13 protein-coding genes are annotated in these 16,569 nt (G+C 69.5%); 7 read left to right on the top strand and 6 right to left on the bottom strand.

Annotated features, from left to right (window positions below; genetic code table 11):
* Window positions 1-74: 74 nt before the first annotated feature.
* Genes hemA through grxD form a run of 4 tightly spaced genes read left to right on the top strand, consistent with a single transcriptional unit; the run spans window position 75 to window position 3,673 of the window.
* Window positions 75-1,328 (top strand): glutamyl-tRNA reductase, encoded by a 1,254-nt coding sequence (gene hemA / locus ZRA01_RS06230; protein ID WP_141350346.1) that lies wholly within the window; start codon window positions 75-77, stop codon window positions 1,326-1,328.
* Window positions 1,329-1,376: 48 nt separating this feature from the next.
* On the top strand, window positions 1,377-2,462 hold the full coding sequence (gene prfA / locus ZRA01_RS06225; protein WP_141350344.1) for a peptide chain release factor 1: 1,086 nt from the start codon (window positions 1,377-1,379) through the stop codon (window positions 2,460-2,462).
* Window positions 2,455-3,318, top strand: a complete 864-nt coding sequence (prmC, locus tag ZRA01_RS06220) for a peptide chain release factor N(5)-glutamine methyltransferase (protein ID WP_141350342.1) — start codon at window positions 2,455-2,457, stop codon at window positions 3,316-3,318. Before prfA ends, prmC begins: the two co-directional genes overlap by 8 nt.
* Before the next feature lie 40 nt (window positions 3,319-3,358).
* Window positions 3,359-3,673, top strand: coding sequence for a Grx4 family monothiol glutaredoxin (gene grxD / locus ZRA01_RS06215; RefSeq protein WP_141350340.1), 315 nt, complete (start codon window positions 3,359-3,361; stop codon window positions 3,671-3,673).
* 45 nt (window positions 3,674-3,718) lie between these two features.
* Here the strand turns inward: grxD and ZRA01_RS06210 are convergent, their stop codons facing one another.
* The 6 genes from ZRA01_RS06210 to argH form a co-directional block, all read right to left on the bottom strand.
* A complete protein-coding gene (locus ZRA01_RS06210) occupies window positions 3,719-5,446 on the bottom strand; it encodes a bifunctional protein-serine/threonine kinase/phosphatase (protein WP_141350338.1) in 1,728 nt (575 codons plus the stop codon).
* A 29-nt stretch (window positions 5,447-5,475) separates the two neighbouring features.
* The gene (locus ZRA01_RS06205) at window positions 5,476-6,288 is read right to left on the bottom strand and encodes a formate/nitrite transporter family protein (RefSeq protein WP_141350336.1); all 813 of its coding nucleotides are present in this window, start codon (window positions 6,286-6,288) and stop codon (window positions 5,476-5,478) included.
* A 45-nt stretch (window positions 6,289-6,333) separates the two neighbouring features.
* The gene (gene nirD, locus ZRA01_RS06200; protein WP_141350334.1) at window positions 6,334-6,672 is read right to left on the bottom strand and encodes a nitrite reductase small subunit NirD; all 339 of its coding nucleotides are present in this window, start codon (window positions 6,670-6,672) and stop codon (window positions 6,334-6,336) included.
* 11 nt (window positions 6,673-6,683) lie between these two features.
* Window positions 6,684-9,233 (bottom strand): nitrite reductase large subunit NirB, encoded by a 2,550-nt coding sequence (gene nirB / locus ZRA01_RS06195; protein ID WP_141350332.1) that lies wholly within the window; start codon window positions 9,231-9,233, stop codon window positions 6,684-6,686.
* 413 nt (window positions 9,234-9,646) lie between these two features.
* Window positions 9,647-10,927 carry a protein kinase domain-containing protein gene (locus ZRA01_RS06190; RefSeq protein WP_141350330.1) on the bottom strand — a complete coding sequence of 427 codons (1,281 nt, stop codon included), beginning with the start codon at window positions 10,925-10,927 and terminating at the stop codon, window positions 9,647-9,649.
* A gap of 10 nt (window positions 10,928-10,937) precedes the next feature.
* The gene (gene argH / locus ZRA01_RS06185) at window positions 10,938-12,395 is read right to left on the bottom strand and encodes an argininosuccinate lyase (RefSeq protein WP_141350328.1); all 1,458 of its coding nucleotides are present in this window, start codon (window positions 12,393-12,395) and stop codon (window positions 10,938-10,940) included.
* A gap of 85 nt (window positions 12,396-12,480) precedes the next feature.
* Here argH and ZRA01_RS06180 point away from each other — a divergent pair, with 85 nt between their 5' ends.
* The 3 genes from ZRA01_RS06180 to ZRA01_RS06170 form a co-directional block, all read left to right on the top strand.
* Window positions 12,481-13,512, top strand: coding sequence for a sensor histidine kinase (locus tag ZRA01_RS06180; protein ID WP_141350326.1), 1,032 nt, complete (start codon window positions 12,481-12,483; stop codon window positions 13,510-13,512).
* Window positions 13,509-14,279 carry a LytR/AlgR family response regulator transcription factor gene (locus ZRA01_RS06175; protein WP_141350324.1) on the top strand — a complete coding sequence of 257 codons (771 nt, stop codon included), beginning with the start codon at window positions 13,509-13,511 and terminating at the stop codon, window positions 14,277-14,279. The genes ZRA01_RS06180 and ZRA01_RS06175 overlap by 4 nt, the downstream gene beginning before the upstream one ends.
* A gap of 104 nt (window positions 14,280-14,383) precedes the next feature.
* The coding region (locus ZRA01_RS06170; RefSeq protein ID WP_141350322.1) for a YgiQ family radical SAM protein at window positions 14,384-16,569 on the top strand (2,186 nt) is incomplete at its 3' end.

The raw sequence follows: 16,569 nt of genomic DNA, 5'->3' as shown, positions 1-16,569 counted from the left end.
AGCCCGTCGTTACCCGAAAAAGTCGGGGTGATATACTCGCGGGTTGAAAATTTCGGCTCGACCCGGTGTCGCGCATGCAACTCTTCGCCCTCGGACTCAACCATCATACTGCGCCCGTCGCCATCCGCGAGCAGGTGGCCTTTCGGCCAGAGCTGCTCACCGAGGCGCTGGCCGACCTGGTGCGGGCCAAACCGGTGAAGGAGGCGGCGATCCTCTCCACCTGCAACCGCACCGAGCTCTACTTCGCCACCGAGCACCCCCAGCACGCCGCCGACTGGTTCGCCGAATATCACCGGGTGGCGCTGCAGGATCTGTCGCCCTACCTGTACACCTTCCCCCAGCGCGACGCCATCCGGCACGTCTTCCGGGTGGCCAGCGGGCTCGACTCGATGGTCATCGGCGAGCCGCAGATCCTCGGCCAGGTGAAGGACGCCGTGCGCCACGCCGAGCAGGCCGGCACCCTCGGCTCCACGCTGCACAAGCTCTTCCAGCGCAGCTTCTCGGTGGCCAAAGAGGTGCGCTCCACCACCGCCATCGGCGCCAACATCGTGTCGATGGCCGCCGCTGCGGTGCATCTGTCCGAGCGCATCTTCGAGAGCGTGCGCGACCAGCGCGTGCTCTTCATCGGCGCCGGCGAGATGATCGAGCTGTGCGCTGCCCACTTTTGCGGCGAGCAGCCGCGCAAGGTGACCATCGCCAACCGCACCGCGGCCCGTGCCGAGGCGCTGGCCGCCCGCTTCGGCGCCGACGTGATCCGCCTCGACCAGGTGGCCGAGGTGCTGGCTGGCTACGACATCGTCGTCTCGTGCACCGGCAGCCCGCTGCCCATCATCGGCCTCGGCATGGTCGAGCGCGCCCTCAAGGCCCGTCGCCACCGCCCGATGGTGATGGTCGACCTCGCCGTGCCCCGGGACATCGAAGCCGAGGTGGCCGCCTCGGGCGACGTGTTCCTGTACACCGTCGACGATCTCGCCAAGGTTGTCGATTCGGGCCTCGAATCCCGCCAGGCGGCGGTGATCGAGGCCGAGGGCATCATCGACGAGCGGGTCGACGGCTTCCTGCACTGGCTCGACAGCCGTGGCACGGTGCCCACCATCCGCGCCCTGCGCCAGCACGCCGACGCCCTGCGCCGAGCCGAGCTCGAGCGCGCCACCCGCCTGCTGGCCAGGGGCGAAGACCCCCACAAGGTGCTCGAAGCCCTCAGCCAGGGCCTCACCAACAAGCTCATCCACGCCCCGACGCGCTTCCTCAACGACGCCGAGGGCGAACTGCACGGCGACTGCGCCGAGCTGGTGCAGCGCCTCTTCAACCTCCACCGCGACCACTAGCCTGCCGGGTCGGGGTCTGCCATGCCCGCCACCGCGGGCCCTCATCCCATGAAACAGCGCATCCGCGACAAGCTGGACAACCTCGCCGACCGTCTGCAGGAGCTCGACCGCCTGCTCGCCACCAGCGAGGCGGCCAGCGACATGGACAACTACCGCAAGCTCACCCGCGAGCACGCCGAGATCACGCCGGTGGTGGGCCTCTACCGCGATTACTGCCGGGCCCTGGAAGACGAGGCCACCGCCCGCGAGCTCCTCTCCGACCCCGAGATGAAGGAGCTCGCCGCCGCCGAACTCGAATCGGCGCTGGAAGCCCAGGCGCGCATCGACGCCGAGCTTCAGGCCGCCCTGCTGCCCCGCGACCCCAACGACGAGCGCAACATCTTCCTCGAGATCCGCGCCGGCACCGGCGGCGACGAGGCGGCCTTGTTTGCCGGCGACCTGCTGCGCATGTACACCCGCTACGCCGAGCGCCAGGGCTGGCGCGTCGAGATCATCTCGGCCAGCGACTCCGAGCTGGGCGGCTATAAAGAGGCCATTGTCCGCGTGGCGGGCAATGGCGCTTACAGCAAGCTCAAGTTCGAGTCCGGTGGCCACCGGGTGCAGCGCGTGCCGGCCACCGAAACCCAGGGCCGCATCCACACCTCGGCGTGCACCGTGGCGGTGATGCCCGAGGCTGACGAGGTGGGCGAAGTCGAGCTCAACCCGGCCGACCTGCGCATCGACACCTTCCGCGCCTCCGGGGCTGGCGGCCAGCACATCAACAAGACCGACTCGGCGGTGCGCATCACCCACCTCCCCACCGGCATCGTCGCCGAATGCCAGGACGGGCGCTCCCAGCACCAGAACAAGGCCTCGGCCCTGCGCGTGCTGGCGGCCCGCATCAAGGACATCCAGGTGCGCGAGCAGCAGGCCAAAGAGGCCGCCACCCGCAAGAGCCTGGTGGGCAGCGGCGACCGCTCCGAGCGCATCCGCACCTACAACTTCCCCCAGGGCCGGCTCACCGACCACCGCATCAACCTCACCCTCTACAAGCTCGACGCGGTGATGCAGGGCGAGCTCGATGAGGTCACCGCCGCCCTCACCGCCGAACACCAGGCCGAGCTGCTCGCCCAGCTTGCCGACGAGAATGGCTGAGCTGCCGGCCACCCTTGGCGAGGCGCTGGCCGCCGCGCGGGGGCGCATCCCGGCCGGCGAGGCGCGGATGTTCCTCCGCGAAGTCACCGGCTGCACGGCGGCCCAGGTGGCGGCCTACCCCGAGCGTGGGCTCGCCGCCGAACAGGCCGCCCGTTACGTCGAACTCCTCGACCGCCGCGCGGCCGGCGAGCCGGTGGCCTACCTGCTCGGCGAGCGGGAGTTCTACGGCCGCCGCTTCGGCGTTTCGCCGGCGGTGCTGATCCCGCGGCCCGAGACCGAGCTGATCGTCGACCTCGTCAAGGCCCGCATCGCCCCGGAGGCGGCGCCGGCCATCCTCGACCTCGGCACGGGCAGCGGCGCGCTGGCCGTCACGCTGGCCCTCGAGATCCCGGCGGCGTGGGTCACCGCGGTCGATCTGTCGCCCACCGCGCTGGCGGTCGCCCGGGGCAACGCGGCGGCCCTCGGCGCGCAGGTGAGTTTTGTCGAGAGCGACTGGTTCGCCGCGGTGGGTGCAGCGCGTTTTGATTTCATCGTCAGCAACCCGCCCTACATCGTCGACGACGACCCCCACCTGGCCGAGGGCGACGTGCGCTTCGAGCCGCGCACGGCCCTCGCCTCGGGCCGCAGCGGGCTGGACGACCTCACGCGGATCGCCGCCGCCGCGCCGGCCTTCCTGGCGCCGGGCGGCTGGCTGCTGATGGAGCACGGCTACGACCAGGCTGCCGCGGTGCGCGTGCTGCTGCAGGCCGAAGGCTTCGTTGCGGTGGCCTCGGCCCGCGACCTGGCCGGCATCGAGCGGGTCACCCTGGGCCGCTACCCCCTCCGTGGTGTTGACGCGGGCGCCCGGCAAGCCTAGACTTTCCCGACTGAATTGCTCAACTATTAGCGAGATCACGATGGACGTTCAAAAGATCATTCACGAACAAGTCACCTCCAACCCGGTGGTGCTGTACATGAAGGGCACTCCCCAGATGCCGCGCTGCGGCTTCTCCTCCACCGCCGTTCAGATCCTGCAGGCCTGCGGCGCCCGTGAAGTGCTGGCCGTGGATGTGCTCGCCGACGAGAACATCCGCCAGGGCATCAAGCAATACGCCAACTGGCCGACGATCCCCCAGCTCTACATCAAGGGCGAGTTCATCGGCGGCTCCGACATCATGCGCGAGATGTACGAGTCCGGCGAGCTGCGCCAGATGCTGGCCGAGATGGCCTGAGCGTCCTGTGCTACCCGTAAAAAAAGCAGCTTCGGCTGCTTTTTTTTACGCCTGCCGGAAGGCCAGCGCCAGCGCGACGAGGGCCAGCACCAGGGTCGAGGCTTGCCAGAACAGCACCGGGTTGCGCTCGATCAGCGGGGGCGGGCGCTGGCTGCGAAACTGCTGCCCCGGCGCGCGCAGGTCGTGGATGAACTCCGAGATCACCGCCTGGCGCCGGGCCGCGTCGGCCTGCAGGGCCTTGCCTAGCACCGCGTCCAGCCAGGCCGGCAGGTCGGGTCGGTGGTGGCGCAGGGGGATGTAGCGCAGCCTGCGCACATCGGCCGGGGCGCGGGCCCTGGCGAGGTCCAGCCCGTAGGGGAGCTGCCCGCCGAGCATCCGGTAGGTGACGACGGCCAGCGAGAACAGGTCGGACTGCGGGCTGCCGCCCTGGCCGAGCAGGTATTCGGGGGCCGCGTACTGCAGCGCGCCGGGCACCGGGTCGGCAGCGGCGTAGCCGTGCATCTCGTCCAGCCCCGCGACGTGGACGGTGGCGAGGTCGATGAGCTTGACGGTGCCCTGCCCGTCGATCATCACGTTCTCGGGGCGCAGGTCCTGGTGCAGCATCTCGCGCCGGTGCAGGGCCTGCAGGCCCTGGGCGAGCTGCTCGACGATGGTGCGCACGCTGGCCAGCGAGGGCTCCGGGTTGTCGGCCATCCACTGGGCGAGGGTCTGGCCGTCGATGTATTCCATCGCCACATAGAGGTGGGCCCGCCGGCGATCGTCGGGCCAGGCTTTGATGACGTGGGGGCTGTCCACCCGGCGGGCGACCCACTCCTCCAGCACGAATCCGTCCAGGTAGGCGCTGTCCTCGCGCCGTTCGACCGACGGGGTCTTCAGCACCACCGGCCGCTGGCTTGCCGTGTCGGTGGCCAGATAGACGTGGCTGCGGGCGCTCTGCTGCAGCTCGCGCACGATGGTGAAACCCTCGAACTCCGCCCGCGGGGCCAGCGGCGGCGGCAGGGCGAGGCCGTCCCGGCGCAGCTGCGGGTGAGAGGCGCCGGGCTCGGGGAGGGCGTCGATGCGCAGGAGCTGCAGGGTCGCGTCGTCGCTGCTGCCGCAGGCCCGGGCCTGCTGGGTGAGCCACACGGCGGCGGCGTCGAAGTCGCCCGGGTGGCGGGCCACGGCGTCGTGCACTGCCGCTGCGTCGAGGTGGGTGTAGGCGCCGTCGGTGGCCAGCAGGTAGATCTCGCCGGGCTCGGCCTCCCAGCTGCGGTAGTCGATCTCCACGTGGGGGCCGGTGCCGAGGGCGCGGCCGAGGTAGGACTCGGTGGACGACAGGCGCACCCGGTGGTCGTCGGTGAGCTGTTCGAGGGCCTGGGCGTGGAGGCGGTAGATCCGCGAGTCGCCCACATGCACGAGGTGCAGTTCGCGCCCCTTGAGGATCAGCGCGCTGAAGGTGCACACGTGGCCGCGGTCTTTTTCGAAGCGGGCGTCGCTGGCCTGGGTCTGGGCGTGCAGCCATGAATTCAGCGCGCCCAGCACCCGCTCGACGGCCCGGCGTACCGACCAGGCTTCGGAGGTGGCGTAGTAGTCGTCGAGAAAGCTGCGCACTGCGGTCTGGCTGGCCAGCTGGCTCACCGCGCTGGAGCTGATGCCGTCGGCGATGGCCAGGGCGATGCCTTTGCTGGCGAGCAGGTGCCCTTCGGGCAGGAGGGCGCCGTGGAAGTCCTGGTTGGTGTCGTGGGCGCCGACCAGGGACGCCTGGCCGAGGGTCACCCGCAAGCGTGCAGTCATGGGATGTGCCCCTCGGCCGGCGCGGGCGCTCAGGCGGCGCGGCGCTTGGGCGCGGTCTTGTAGTGGGTGGAGTACAGCGTGGCGCCGACGAAGGTCAGGCCGCCCACCAGGTTGCCCAGCACGGTGGGGATCTCGTTCCAGATCATGTAGTCCATGAAGGTGAAGTTGCCGCCCAGCATCAGGCCCGACGGGAACAGGTACATGTTGACGATGCTGTGCTCGAAGCCCATGTAGAAGAACACCAGGATCGGCATCCACATGGCGATGACCTTGCCCGACACGCTGGTGGACATCATCGCGGCGACCACGCCGGTGGACACCATCCAGTTGCACATCACCGCGCGCACGAACAGCGTGAGCATGCCGGCGGCGCCGTGGGCGGCGTAGCCGACGGTACGCCCCTCGCCGATGTGGCCGATCTTCTGGCCGACGGCGTTGGGGGCCTCGGTGAAGCCGTTGGTGAAGATGATGGCCATGAACACCGCGACGGTCAGCGCGCCGGCGAAGTTGCCGGTGAACACCAGCCCCCAGTTGCGCAGCACGCCGTTCCAGGTGGCGCCGGGGCGCTTGTCGAACACCGCCAGCGGGGCGAGGGTGAACACGCCGGTGAGGAGGTCGAAGCCGAGCAGGTAGAGCATGCAGAAGCCGACCGGGAAGAGCAGGGCGCCGATCAGCGGGTTGGCGGAGTTCACCGACACCGTCACCGCGAAGGCGGCGGCCAGCGCGAGGATGGCGCCGGCCATGTAGGCGCGGATCAGGGTGTCGCGGGTGGACATCAGCAGCTTGGATTCGCCGGCGTCCACCATTTTGGTGACGAACTCGGCGGGGGCGAGGTAGGCCATGTTGTTTCCTTTTTAGTTCAGGCGATCTTGTTGTTCGGGCAGGCGTCAGCCCAGGGCGACCAGCACGCGGCCGTCCTCGACCCGCACCGAGTGGGCGCGCACGGAGTGCTCGGGGGCTTCCAGGCAGACGCCGTCGCTGAGGTCGAAGTGGTTCTTGTAGAGCGGCGAGGCGACGACGACGTGCTTGCCCAGGTTGCCGACCAGGCCCCGCGACAGCACGCTGGCGCCGGATTTCGGGTCGACGTTGTCGATGGCGTAGAACTGGGTGTGGCCGACCCGGAAGACCGCCACGGGGCGGCCCTCGGCCAGGGCGCACACGCCGGTGTCGGGCAGAATGTCGTCCACCGCGCAGACGGTGGTCCAGACGAGGGGTTCGATGCTCATGGCGGGGCTCCTCAGGCGGTGGTGGCGAGCTCGGCGGCGTCGCCGGTGGCCGGGGTGGCGGGGCATTCGTCGGGGCGGGCGGGGCGAATCTGGCCGCGCTCCTCGACGAAGACGATGTGCTCGTCGGCCTTGTCGCTGTTTACAAAGGAGCGGAAGCGCTTGCGCACATCGGGGGTGGTGACGGCGGTCTTCCATTCGCACTGGTAGCTGTCCACCACGTGCTGCATCTGCGCCTCTAGCTCTGCGGCGAGGCCGAGGCTGTCGTTCAGCACCACGTCCTTCAGGTAGTCGAGGCCACCTTCCAGGTTGTCGCGCCAGGTGCTGGTGCGCTGCAGGCGGTCGGCGGTGCGCACGTAGAACATCAGGAAGCGGTCGATCAGCTGGACCAGCGCCTCCTTGCTGAGGTCGGAGGCCAGCAGCTCGGCGTGGCGCGGCTTCATGCCGCCGTTGCCGCACACATACAGGTTCCAGCCCTTGTCGGTGGCGATGATGCCCACGTCCTTGCCCTGGGCTTCGGCGCACTCGCGGGTGCAGCCGGACACACCGAACTTGATCTTGTGCGGCGCGCGGAGGCCCTTGTAGCGGTTCTCGAGTTCCACCGCCAGGCCGACGCTGTCGCCCACGCCGTAGCGGCACCAGGTGGAGCCGACGCAGCTTTTGACGGTGCGCAGGCTCTTGCCGTAGGCGTGGCCCGATTCGAAGCCGGCGGCGATCAGCTCTTCCCAGATGAAGGGCAGCTGCTCGACGCGGGCGCCGAACAGGTCGATCCGCTGGCCGCCGGTGACCTTGGTGTAGAGGCCGTATTTCTTGGCCACCTGGCCGACGGCGATCAGGCCGTCCGGCGTCACTTCGCCGCCCGCCATGCGCGGCACCACCGAGTAGCTGCCGTCCTTCTGGATGTTCCCCAGGAAGTAGTCGTTGCTGTCCTGCAGGCTGGCCAGGTCGTCCTTCAACACGAAGTCGTTCCAGCACGAGGCGAGGATGCTGGCCGCGGTGGGCTTGCAGATGTCGCAGCCGAGGCCCTGGCCGTGGCGGGCGAGGAGTTCGTCGAAGGTCTTGATCTGGCCCACGCGGACGAGGTGGTACAGCGCCTGGCGGGAGTGGGCGAAGTGTTCGCACAGGTGGTTGTTCACCGCCATCCCGCGGCGGGCCATCTCTGCCTTCATCACCTGGGTGACCAGCGGTACGCAGCCGCCGCAGGTGGCGCCGGCCTTGGTGCAGGCCTTGAGTTCGCCGATGGTGGTGGCGCCGCCTTCGACCGCCGCGCAGATCTGGCCCTTGCTCACGTTGTTGCACGAGCAGATCTGGGCGCTGTCGGGCAGGGCATCCACGCCCAGGCCGGGCTTGGCCTGGCCGTCGCTGGCCGGCAGGATCAGGAACTCCGGCGCAGCCGGCAGCGCGATGCCGTTCTGGGCCATCTGCAGGAGGGTGCCGTATTCGTCGGCGTTGCCCACCAGCACCGCGCCGATCAGCCGCTTGCCGTCAGCGCTCGTCACGATCTTCTTGTAGATCTGCTTCAGCTCGTCGGCGTAGCGGAAACTGCGGCAGCCGGGCGTCTTGCCCTGGGCGTCGCCGATGCTGGCCACGTCCACGCCCATCAGCTTGAGCTTGGTGCTCATGTCGGCGCCGGCGAAGGCGGCGTCGCTCTGGCCGGCCAGGTGGCGGGCGGCGACGCGGGCCATTTCGTAGCCCGGGGCGACCAGGCCGAAGGTCTGGTCCTTCCAGGCCGCGCATTCGCCGATGGCGTAGATGTCGCGATCGCTGGTGCGGCAGTGGTCGTCCACCGCGATGCCGCCGCGGGCGCCCACCGCCAGGGCGTGCTGGCGGGCCAGCTCGTCCCGTGGGCGGATGCCGGCGGAGAACACGATCATGTCGGCCTCGAGGTGGCTGCCGTCGGCGAACACCATGCGGTGGCGGGCGCGGGCGCCGTCGGTGATCTCGACGGTGTTGCGGTTGGTGTGCACCTGCACGCCGAGGGCTTCGATCTTGCTGCGCAGCACGCGGCCGCCGTCGTCATCCACCTGCACCGCCATCAGGCGCGGGGCGAACTCCACCACGTGGGTCTCGAGGCCGAGGTCACGCAGGGCCTTGGCGCATTCGAGGCCGAGCAGGCCGCCGCCCACCACCACGCCGCTTTGCGAGCGGGCGCCGCATTCGGTCATGCCTTCGAGGTCTTCGATGGTGCGATAGACGAAGCAGTCGGCGCGGTCGTTGCCGCTCACCGGCGGCACGAAAGGCACCGAGCCGGTGGCCAGCACCAGCTTGTCGTAGGCCAGCACTTCGCCGTCGGCGGTGGTGACGGTCTTCTTGCGGCGGTCGATGGCGCTGGCGCGGGCCTTGAGGCGGAGCGAGAAGCCGGTCTGCCCGAAGAAGCCCGGTGCCACCAGGGACAGGTCTTCGGCGCTCTTTCCGGCGAAGAATTCGGACAGATGCACCCGGTCGTAGGCGGGGCGCGGTTCTTCGCACAGCACGCTGACTTCGGCGTGGGGGAGGTTCAGCTGGTGGAGTTCCTCGAGGAACTTGTGGCCCACCATGCCGTGACCGACAACGATGATTTTCATGGGGAATCCTGCACGTCCGGGCCCGGAGAGGCCATGCAGGATCAGGGCGTCTGGCTCACCGGGGTGAGTGACGCGGCTGACTGGGCCCCCGCGGAACGCGGATCAAGGTCGGGTTGGAACTGGCGAGCGCCGCGCGTTGGCGCGTCAGGCTCGCTCCGGTCCCGCCGTCGTTGGCGGAGGCAAAGGGCCCGCGGCGGCGCTGCCGTCGGGCTTGGATGATCTTTAGCAGGTTCCATGCCAAGGACCGCAGCCTTGATCTGGCGGGGTTTCTGGCCAGGCTGGGGTGGCCGGCTGCCGGTGGCGGGCACCGGGTTGGTGCGTGCTGCGCCATCGTGGCGCATGGGGCGGATGGTCAGGCGGCGGGTAAAACGGGGGGCGGCGATGGCCGTCGACGGCGCCGGGGGGCGGCGCGCTCAGTCGTTGGCGATGCGGCTGTTGGCCACCGACAGCCGGGTGGCAAGGACTTCCAGGAAGCCCTTGTAGAAGTGCATCTGGCACACCGCCGAGGCGCGCAGCAGCGAGGGCGCCCGGATGGTGAGGATGCAGGCTTCGCTGGTGGCCTCGACGGACGAGGTGCGGGCGCCGCGGCCAGCGGTGAACAACGCCATCTCGCCGAAGCAGTCGCCGGGCGAGAGGGTGTTGAGCAGGTGCCCCTGCTTGAGCACCCGCAGCCGGCCGTCGACGAGCACACAGAAATAGTTGCCCGGCTCGCCCTCTTTCATGACGACGGTGCCGACTTCGAGGCTGCGCCATTCGGACAGGCGGACGATCTCCCAGATCTCCACGTCGCTGAATTCGCGGAAGAAGTGGAAGGCGCGCAGGCGCTCGAACTTCTCGCTCTCGGGCAGCTCGACGCGGTCGGGGGCGAGCTTGCGGTTGCGGTAGGCCTGGGCGAGGTCGTGGGAGAACTCCATCCAGGTGGCGTAGCGCTGGTCGACATCCCGCTGCATTGCCTTGCACACGATGGCGTCGAGCTCGGGTGGGACCTCGGGGCGCAGGCTGGAGGGCGGCGGCGGAACGTGGTGGACGATCTGGTAGGCGAGGCTGGCGTTGTTGCTGCCTTCGAAGGGGCGCTGCCCGGTGAGCAGCTGGTACATCACGACGCCCAGCGAGTAGATGTCGGTGTGGTGGTCGATGGGCTGCTCGCGCACCTGTTCGGGCGACATGTAGGCCGGCGAGCCCAGGTTGGGGGTCTGGGTGGTTTCGCTGGCGGTGAAGATGGCCGCGCCGAAGTCGGAGATCTTGATGTCCTGGCCGGTGGGGGAGACGAGCAGGATGTTGGCCGGCTTGATGTCGCGGTGGGTGACGCCCTGCAGGTAGGCGTAGTCGAGCGCCCGCGTGCACTTGAAGACGATCTCGACGAGGCGCTCGAAGGGCAGCAGGTGCCCGGGCCTGGTGAAGGCTTCGAGGGTGCCACCGGGGACGTATTCCATCACCACGTAGGCGTCGTTGTCCTCGATCACGGCGTCGTGGATCTGGACGATGTGCGGGTGCTGGAGCTTGCCGGCGAGGGCGGCCTCGTTGAGCAGCAGGTGGTGATAGAGGGTGGTGTGGTCGGTGATGCGCAGCAGCTCCGGGTGGAGCCGCTTGATCGCCACCTCGCTCTGGGCGAAAGGATCGTAGCCGAGGTAGACGGTGCTGGTCGCGCCTTCACCCAGCACCCGCCTGATTTCGTACTTGCCGATCCTTTCCATGGTGCGTGCCTCAGGCCAGGGCTGCCCGTGCCCGGGCGATCGCGGCGCGGACCTGGGTGGGGGCGGTGCCGCCGATGTGCTGGCGGGCGGCGAGGGAGCCTTCGACGGTGAGCACATGGGCCACGTCGGCCTCGAGCAGCGGCACGGCGCGGGGCACCTCGGCCATCTCGGCCTTGAGCTCGTCGAGGGTGAACTCGGGCAGGTCGATGCCGCGCTTCTCGGCGCCGCGCACGGCCAGCGCGACGGCCTCGTGGGCGTCGCGGAAGGGCAGGCCCTTCTTGACCAGGTAGTCGGCGAGGTCGGTGGCGGTGGCGTAGCCCTGGCGCAGCGCGGCGCGCATGGCCTCACGCTTGACGCGCACGTTGAACACACGCGTGCCGTCGGCATCGGTGCGGCTGCCCATCATGTCGGCGTAGATGCGCAGGGTGTCGATGACGGTGTCGGCGGTGTCGAAGAGGGGTTCCTTGTCTTCCTGGTTGTCCTTGTTGTAGGCCAGGGGCTGGCCCTTCATGAGGGTCAGCAGGGCGATCAGGCTGCCATTGACGCGGCCGGTCTTGCCACGCACCAGCTCGGGCACGTCGGGGTTCTTCTTTTGCGGCATGATCGAGCTGCCGGTGCAGAAGCGGTCGGCCAGGTCGATGAAGCCGACCCGCGGGCTCATCCACAGGATGAGCTCTTCGGAGAGGCGCGACAGGTGGGTCATGAGCAGCGACGAGGCGGCGCAGAACTCGATGGCGAAGTCGCGATCGGAGACCGCGTCGAGGGAGTTGAAGCACACCTCGTCGAAGCCCAGCTCGGCGGCGACGAACTCGCGGTCGATCGGGAAGGTGGTGCCGGCCAGCGCGGCGGCGCCCAGCGGCAGGCGGTTGACCCGCTTGCGGCAGTCGGCAAAGCGCTCGGCGTCGCGGCGGGTCATCTCGAAGTAGGCCATCAGGTGGTGGCCGAAGGTGACCGGCTGGGCGACCTGCAGGTGGGTGAAGCCGGGCAGCGGGGTGTCGGCGTGGTGTTCGGCCAGCTCGAGCACGGCCAGCTGGAACTCGCGGATCAGGCCGAGGATGGTGTCGATGGCGTCGCGCAGCCACAGGCGGATGTCGGTGGCGACCTGGTCATTGCGGCTGCGGCCGGTGTGCAGGCGCTTGCCGGCGTCGCCGACCAGCGCGGTGAGGCGTTTTTCGATGTTGAGGTGGACGTCCTCGTCGTCGAGGTTCCAGGCAAACTCGCCGCGCTCGATCTCGGCGATGATCTGCGCCATGCCACGCTCGATGTCGGCGAGATCAGTGGCGCCGATGATGCCCTGGCGGGCCAGCATCCTGGCGTGGGCCAGCGAGCCGCGGATATCCTGGGCGGCCATGCGCTTGTCGAAGAACACGCTGGCGGTGTAGCGCTTGACCAGATCGGAGACGGGTTCGGAGAAGCGGCCGGACCAGGCCTTGGCGGGGTTGTCCTGGGGCGCGGATTGATCTGCCATAGTCGATGTCAATTAATGCCTTGTGCGATGAGGGAGCGGGCCGGAGAATCGCGTGGAGACTCGCTTTCAGCCCATGTGTTGACCCATGATTATAAAGCAAAACCCGCATCTCGCCGGGGCTGCGGAGGCGCCCCGGGCGCTGCCGGACTTCCGCAACCTGGGCGTCGTGCTGCGCATCCTGCTGCTTGTGAACGGGCTGGCGGTGGTGGCAGTGCTGCTGCGCAATGCCGATGTCTCGCTGCTGCCTGATGAGTTGTTGGACATGGCGATGCGGGTGGAATTCCCGCTGATCCTCGCGGTGGCGCTCCTTTTCCTGCTCCAGCCGTGGCTGGCCCGCTGCGCAGCGGTGGTGGGCTGGCTGGCGGTGGCGGGCGTGGTGGCCGGGGGCGCCGTCTTCAGCCATGGCCTGCTGGCCTCGGCCGATGGCGGCCTGGTGCGGGTGGTGGGCTGGGCGCTGGCGGCGGCGCTGTGCGTGCTGGTTTACTTTCGCCGCCACGTGGCCGCCCACGAGCCGGCGCTGGCCGAGGCGCGCCTGCTGGCGCTGACGGCGCGGATCCGCCCGCACTTCCTGTTCAACAGCCTCAACGGCGTGCTCGGCGTGCTGCGGGCCAACCCGCGGCGGGCCGAGGAGGCGCTCGAAGAGCTGGCTGACCTGTTCCGCGCGCTGATGCAGGACAACCGCGAGCTGATCCCGCTCGCCGACGAGCTCGCCCTGTGCGAGCGCTACCTGAGCCTCGAGAGCCTGCGCCTGGGCGAGCGCCTGCAGGTGGCCTGGCAGCGCGATGCCGCGGCCGACACGGCGCTGGTGCCGCCCTTCCTGCTCCAGCCGCTGGTCGAGAACGCCGTCTTCCACGGCATCGAGCCGGGTGTCGGGCCGGGCACGGTTTCGATTACCATCGCGCGGCGCGGGCCGGTGGTGCACATCGAGATTGCCAACCCGCTGCCCGACCCGACCAGCCAGCAGCCGGGCAACCGCATGGCCCTCGACAATATCCGTGAGCGACTGATGCTGTTCTACGACCTTGAAGCCACCCTCGACACCCAGCAGGAGCCCGACGCCTACCGCGTCCGCATCGTGCTGCCCTTCCGCGCCGCGGCGCCGCGGCCTCGCCCATGAGCACCGACTTCGCCCCCCTGTCGGTGCTGATCGTCGATGACGAGGCGCCGGCCCGCGACCGCCTGCGCGATCTTCTGGGCGACATCGCCGATACCCAGCCGACCCGCATCGCCGGCATGGCGGCCAGCGGCGTCGAGGCCCTGGCGGTGCTGGAGCGCGAGCCCGTCGACCTGGTGCTCACCGACATCCGGATGCCGGCCATGGACGGCATCGAGCTGGCCCGCCACCTGGGGCGGCTGCCCCAGTCGCCGGCGGTGATCTTCACCACCGCCTACGACGAATACGCGGTGCGCGCCTTCGAGCTGGCGGCGGTGGATTACCTGCTCAAGCCGGTGCGCGCGGCGCGGCTGGCGGAGGCCATTGCCAAGGCCCGGCGCCTGCGCCCGCCTGCCGACGAGATCCTGCGCCAGATGGCGCCGGCCATCCGCAGCCACTTCAGCATCTGCGAGCGCGGCCGCATCCTGCTGGTGCCGGTGGCCGAGGTGCTCTACCTGAAGGCCGAGCAGAAATACGTGGTGGCGCGCAGCGCCGAGCGCGAATACCTGCTCGACGAATCCCTGGTGCAGCTCGAGGACGAGTTCCCCGAGCGCTTCCTGCGCATCCACCGCAACTGCCTGATCGCCCGCCACGCCGTGAAGGGCGTCGCCCGCGCCACCACCGGCGAGGACGGCGAGGCCCACTGGGTGGTGATGCTCGACGGGGTGCCCGAGCAGCTGCCGGTGAGCCGCCGCCAGTGGCCGGCGGTCAAGGAGGCGCTGGGGGTCTGATGGGTAGTGGGTAGTGGGGAGTGGGTAGTGGGTTTTTGGGGGGTTCCCACTCCCTACTACCTACTTCCTACTCCCCATTTCCCACCTCCCGTACAATCGCGCCCATGGAAAAACCCGGCACCGCCCCCTCGCTCCTCAGCTATCCCCGCCATCGCCCCGGCCTCAAGCCGGCGCCCTTCCTGCCCATGTCCCGGGCCGAGATGGACGCCCTCGGCTGGGACGAGTGCGACATCATCGTCGTCACCGGCGACGCCTACATCGACCACCCCAGCTTCGGCATGGCGCTGATCGGCCGCACCCTCGAGGCCCAGGGCTTCCGGGTCGGCATCATCAGCCAGCCCGACTGGCACTCGGCCGACGCCTTCCGGGCGCTGGGCAAGCCGCGCCTGTTCTACGGCATCACCGCCGGCAACATGGACTCGATGATCAACCGCTACACGGCCGACCGCAAACCACGCTCCGACGACGCCTACACCGCCGACGCGCTGCCCGACAAGCGCCCCGACCGTGCCGTGGTGGTGTATGCCCAGCGTGCCCGCGAGGCCTACCCCGACGCCAACATCGTGATCGGCAGCATCGAGGCCAGCCTGCGCCGCATCGCCCACTACGACCACTGGTCCGAGAAGGTGCGCCGCTCGGTGCTGCCCGACTCCAAGGCCGACCTGCTGATCTTCGGCTCCGGCGAGCGGGCCGTCATCGCGCTGGCCCACCGCCTCGCCGCCGGCGAGCCGATCGAAGCCATCCGCGACCTGCGCGGCACCGCCTTCATGGTCAAGCCGGGCTGGCACCCGGAGGGCTGGGTCGAGATCGACTCCACACTGATCGACCGCCCCGGCCCCGTCGAGCCCCACCCCGACCCCTACGCGATGGAGCCCTCGCCGCCCACCCCGGCGCTGCCGGCCGGCGCCCAGCCGGTGCGCATCGTTCCCGCCGCCGAACGCGTCGCCGCCCGCAAGGCCGACCGAGCCCGCCAGGTGATCCGCCTGCCGGCCTACGAGGTGGTGAAGGACAACAAGGTGATGTACGCCCACGCTTCGCGCACCTTCCACCTCGAATCCAACCCCGGCAACGCCCGCGCGATGGTGCAGGCCCACGGCGTCGGCCCCGGCTGCCGCGACGTGTGGCTCAACCCGCCCCCGATCCCGCTGACGACTGAGGAGATGGACTGGGTCTTTGGCCAGCCCTACGCCCGCCGCCCGCACCCCAGCTACGGCGAGGCGCGCATCCCGGCCTGGGACATGATCCGCTTCTCGATCAACATCATGCGCGGCTGCTTTGGCGGGTGCACCTTCTGCTCGATCACCGAGCACGAGGGGCGCATCATCCAGAGCCGCTCGGAGGCCTCCATCCTCAAGGAGATCGAGGAGATCCGCGACAAGACGCCCGGCTTCACCGGCACCATCTCGGACCTCGGCGGCCCCACCGCCAACATGTACCGGATGGCCTGCAAGGACCCTAAGATCGAATCGTCGTGCCGCCGCCTGTCCTGCGTGTTCCCCGGCATCTGCGAGAACCTCGGCACCGACCACGGCCCGCTGATCCGCCTGTACCGCAAGGCGCGGGCGATCCCGGGCGTCAAGAAGGTGCTGATCGGCTCCGGGCTGCGCTACGACCTGGCGGTGCGCTCCCCCGAATACGTCAAGGAGCTCGTCACCCACCACGTTGGCGGCCTCCTCAAGATCGCTCCCGAGCACACCGAGGATGGCCCCCTCGACAAGATGATGAAGCCGGGCATCGGCACCTACGAGCGCTTCAAGGAGATGTTCGAGCAATTCTCCAAAGAAGCCGGCAAGAAGCAGCACCTGATCCCCTACTTCATCGCCGCCCACCCGGGCACCACCGACGAGGACATGGTCAACCTAGCCCTGTGGCTGAAGGCCAGCGGCTTCAAGCTCGACCAGGTGCAGACCTTCATGCCGACCCCGATGGCGATGGCCACCACCATGTACCACTCGGGCAAGAACCCCCTGCGCAAGGTGTCGGCAGATTCCGAGGCGGTGGACACCCCCAAGTCCGGCCGCCAGCGCCGCCTCCACAAGGCGCTCCTGCGCTACCACGACCCCGAGGGCTGGCCGCTGATCCGCGAGGCCCTGCGGGCCATGGGCCGCGCCGACCTGATCGGTGCCTCGCCGCGCCACCTGGTGCCGCGGGACCAGCCGGTGGTCCTCGACCGCGGGCAGGCCAGCGGCAAGGCGAGCCCGGGCGCGCCGCGCAAGTCGGGCGGCAAGTTCGCCAGCCCGGTGGGTTCGCGGCGGGGGCCGCCAGCCAAGCGCGCCGGCCCGGCGCGGGG

The organism is Zoogloea ramigera (genome assembly GCF_006539865.1).
Classification (GTDB): Bacteria; Pseudomonadota; Gammaproteobacteria; order Burkholderiales; family Rhodocyclaceae; genus Zoogloea; species Zoogloea ramigera.
This window is presented reverse-complemented; position numbering and strand designations above follow the sequence as displayed.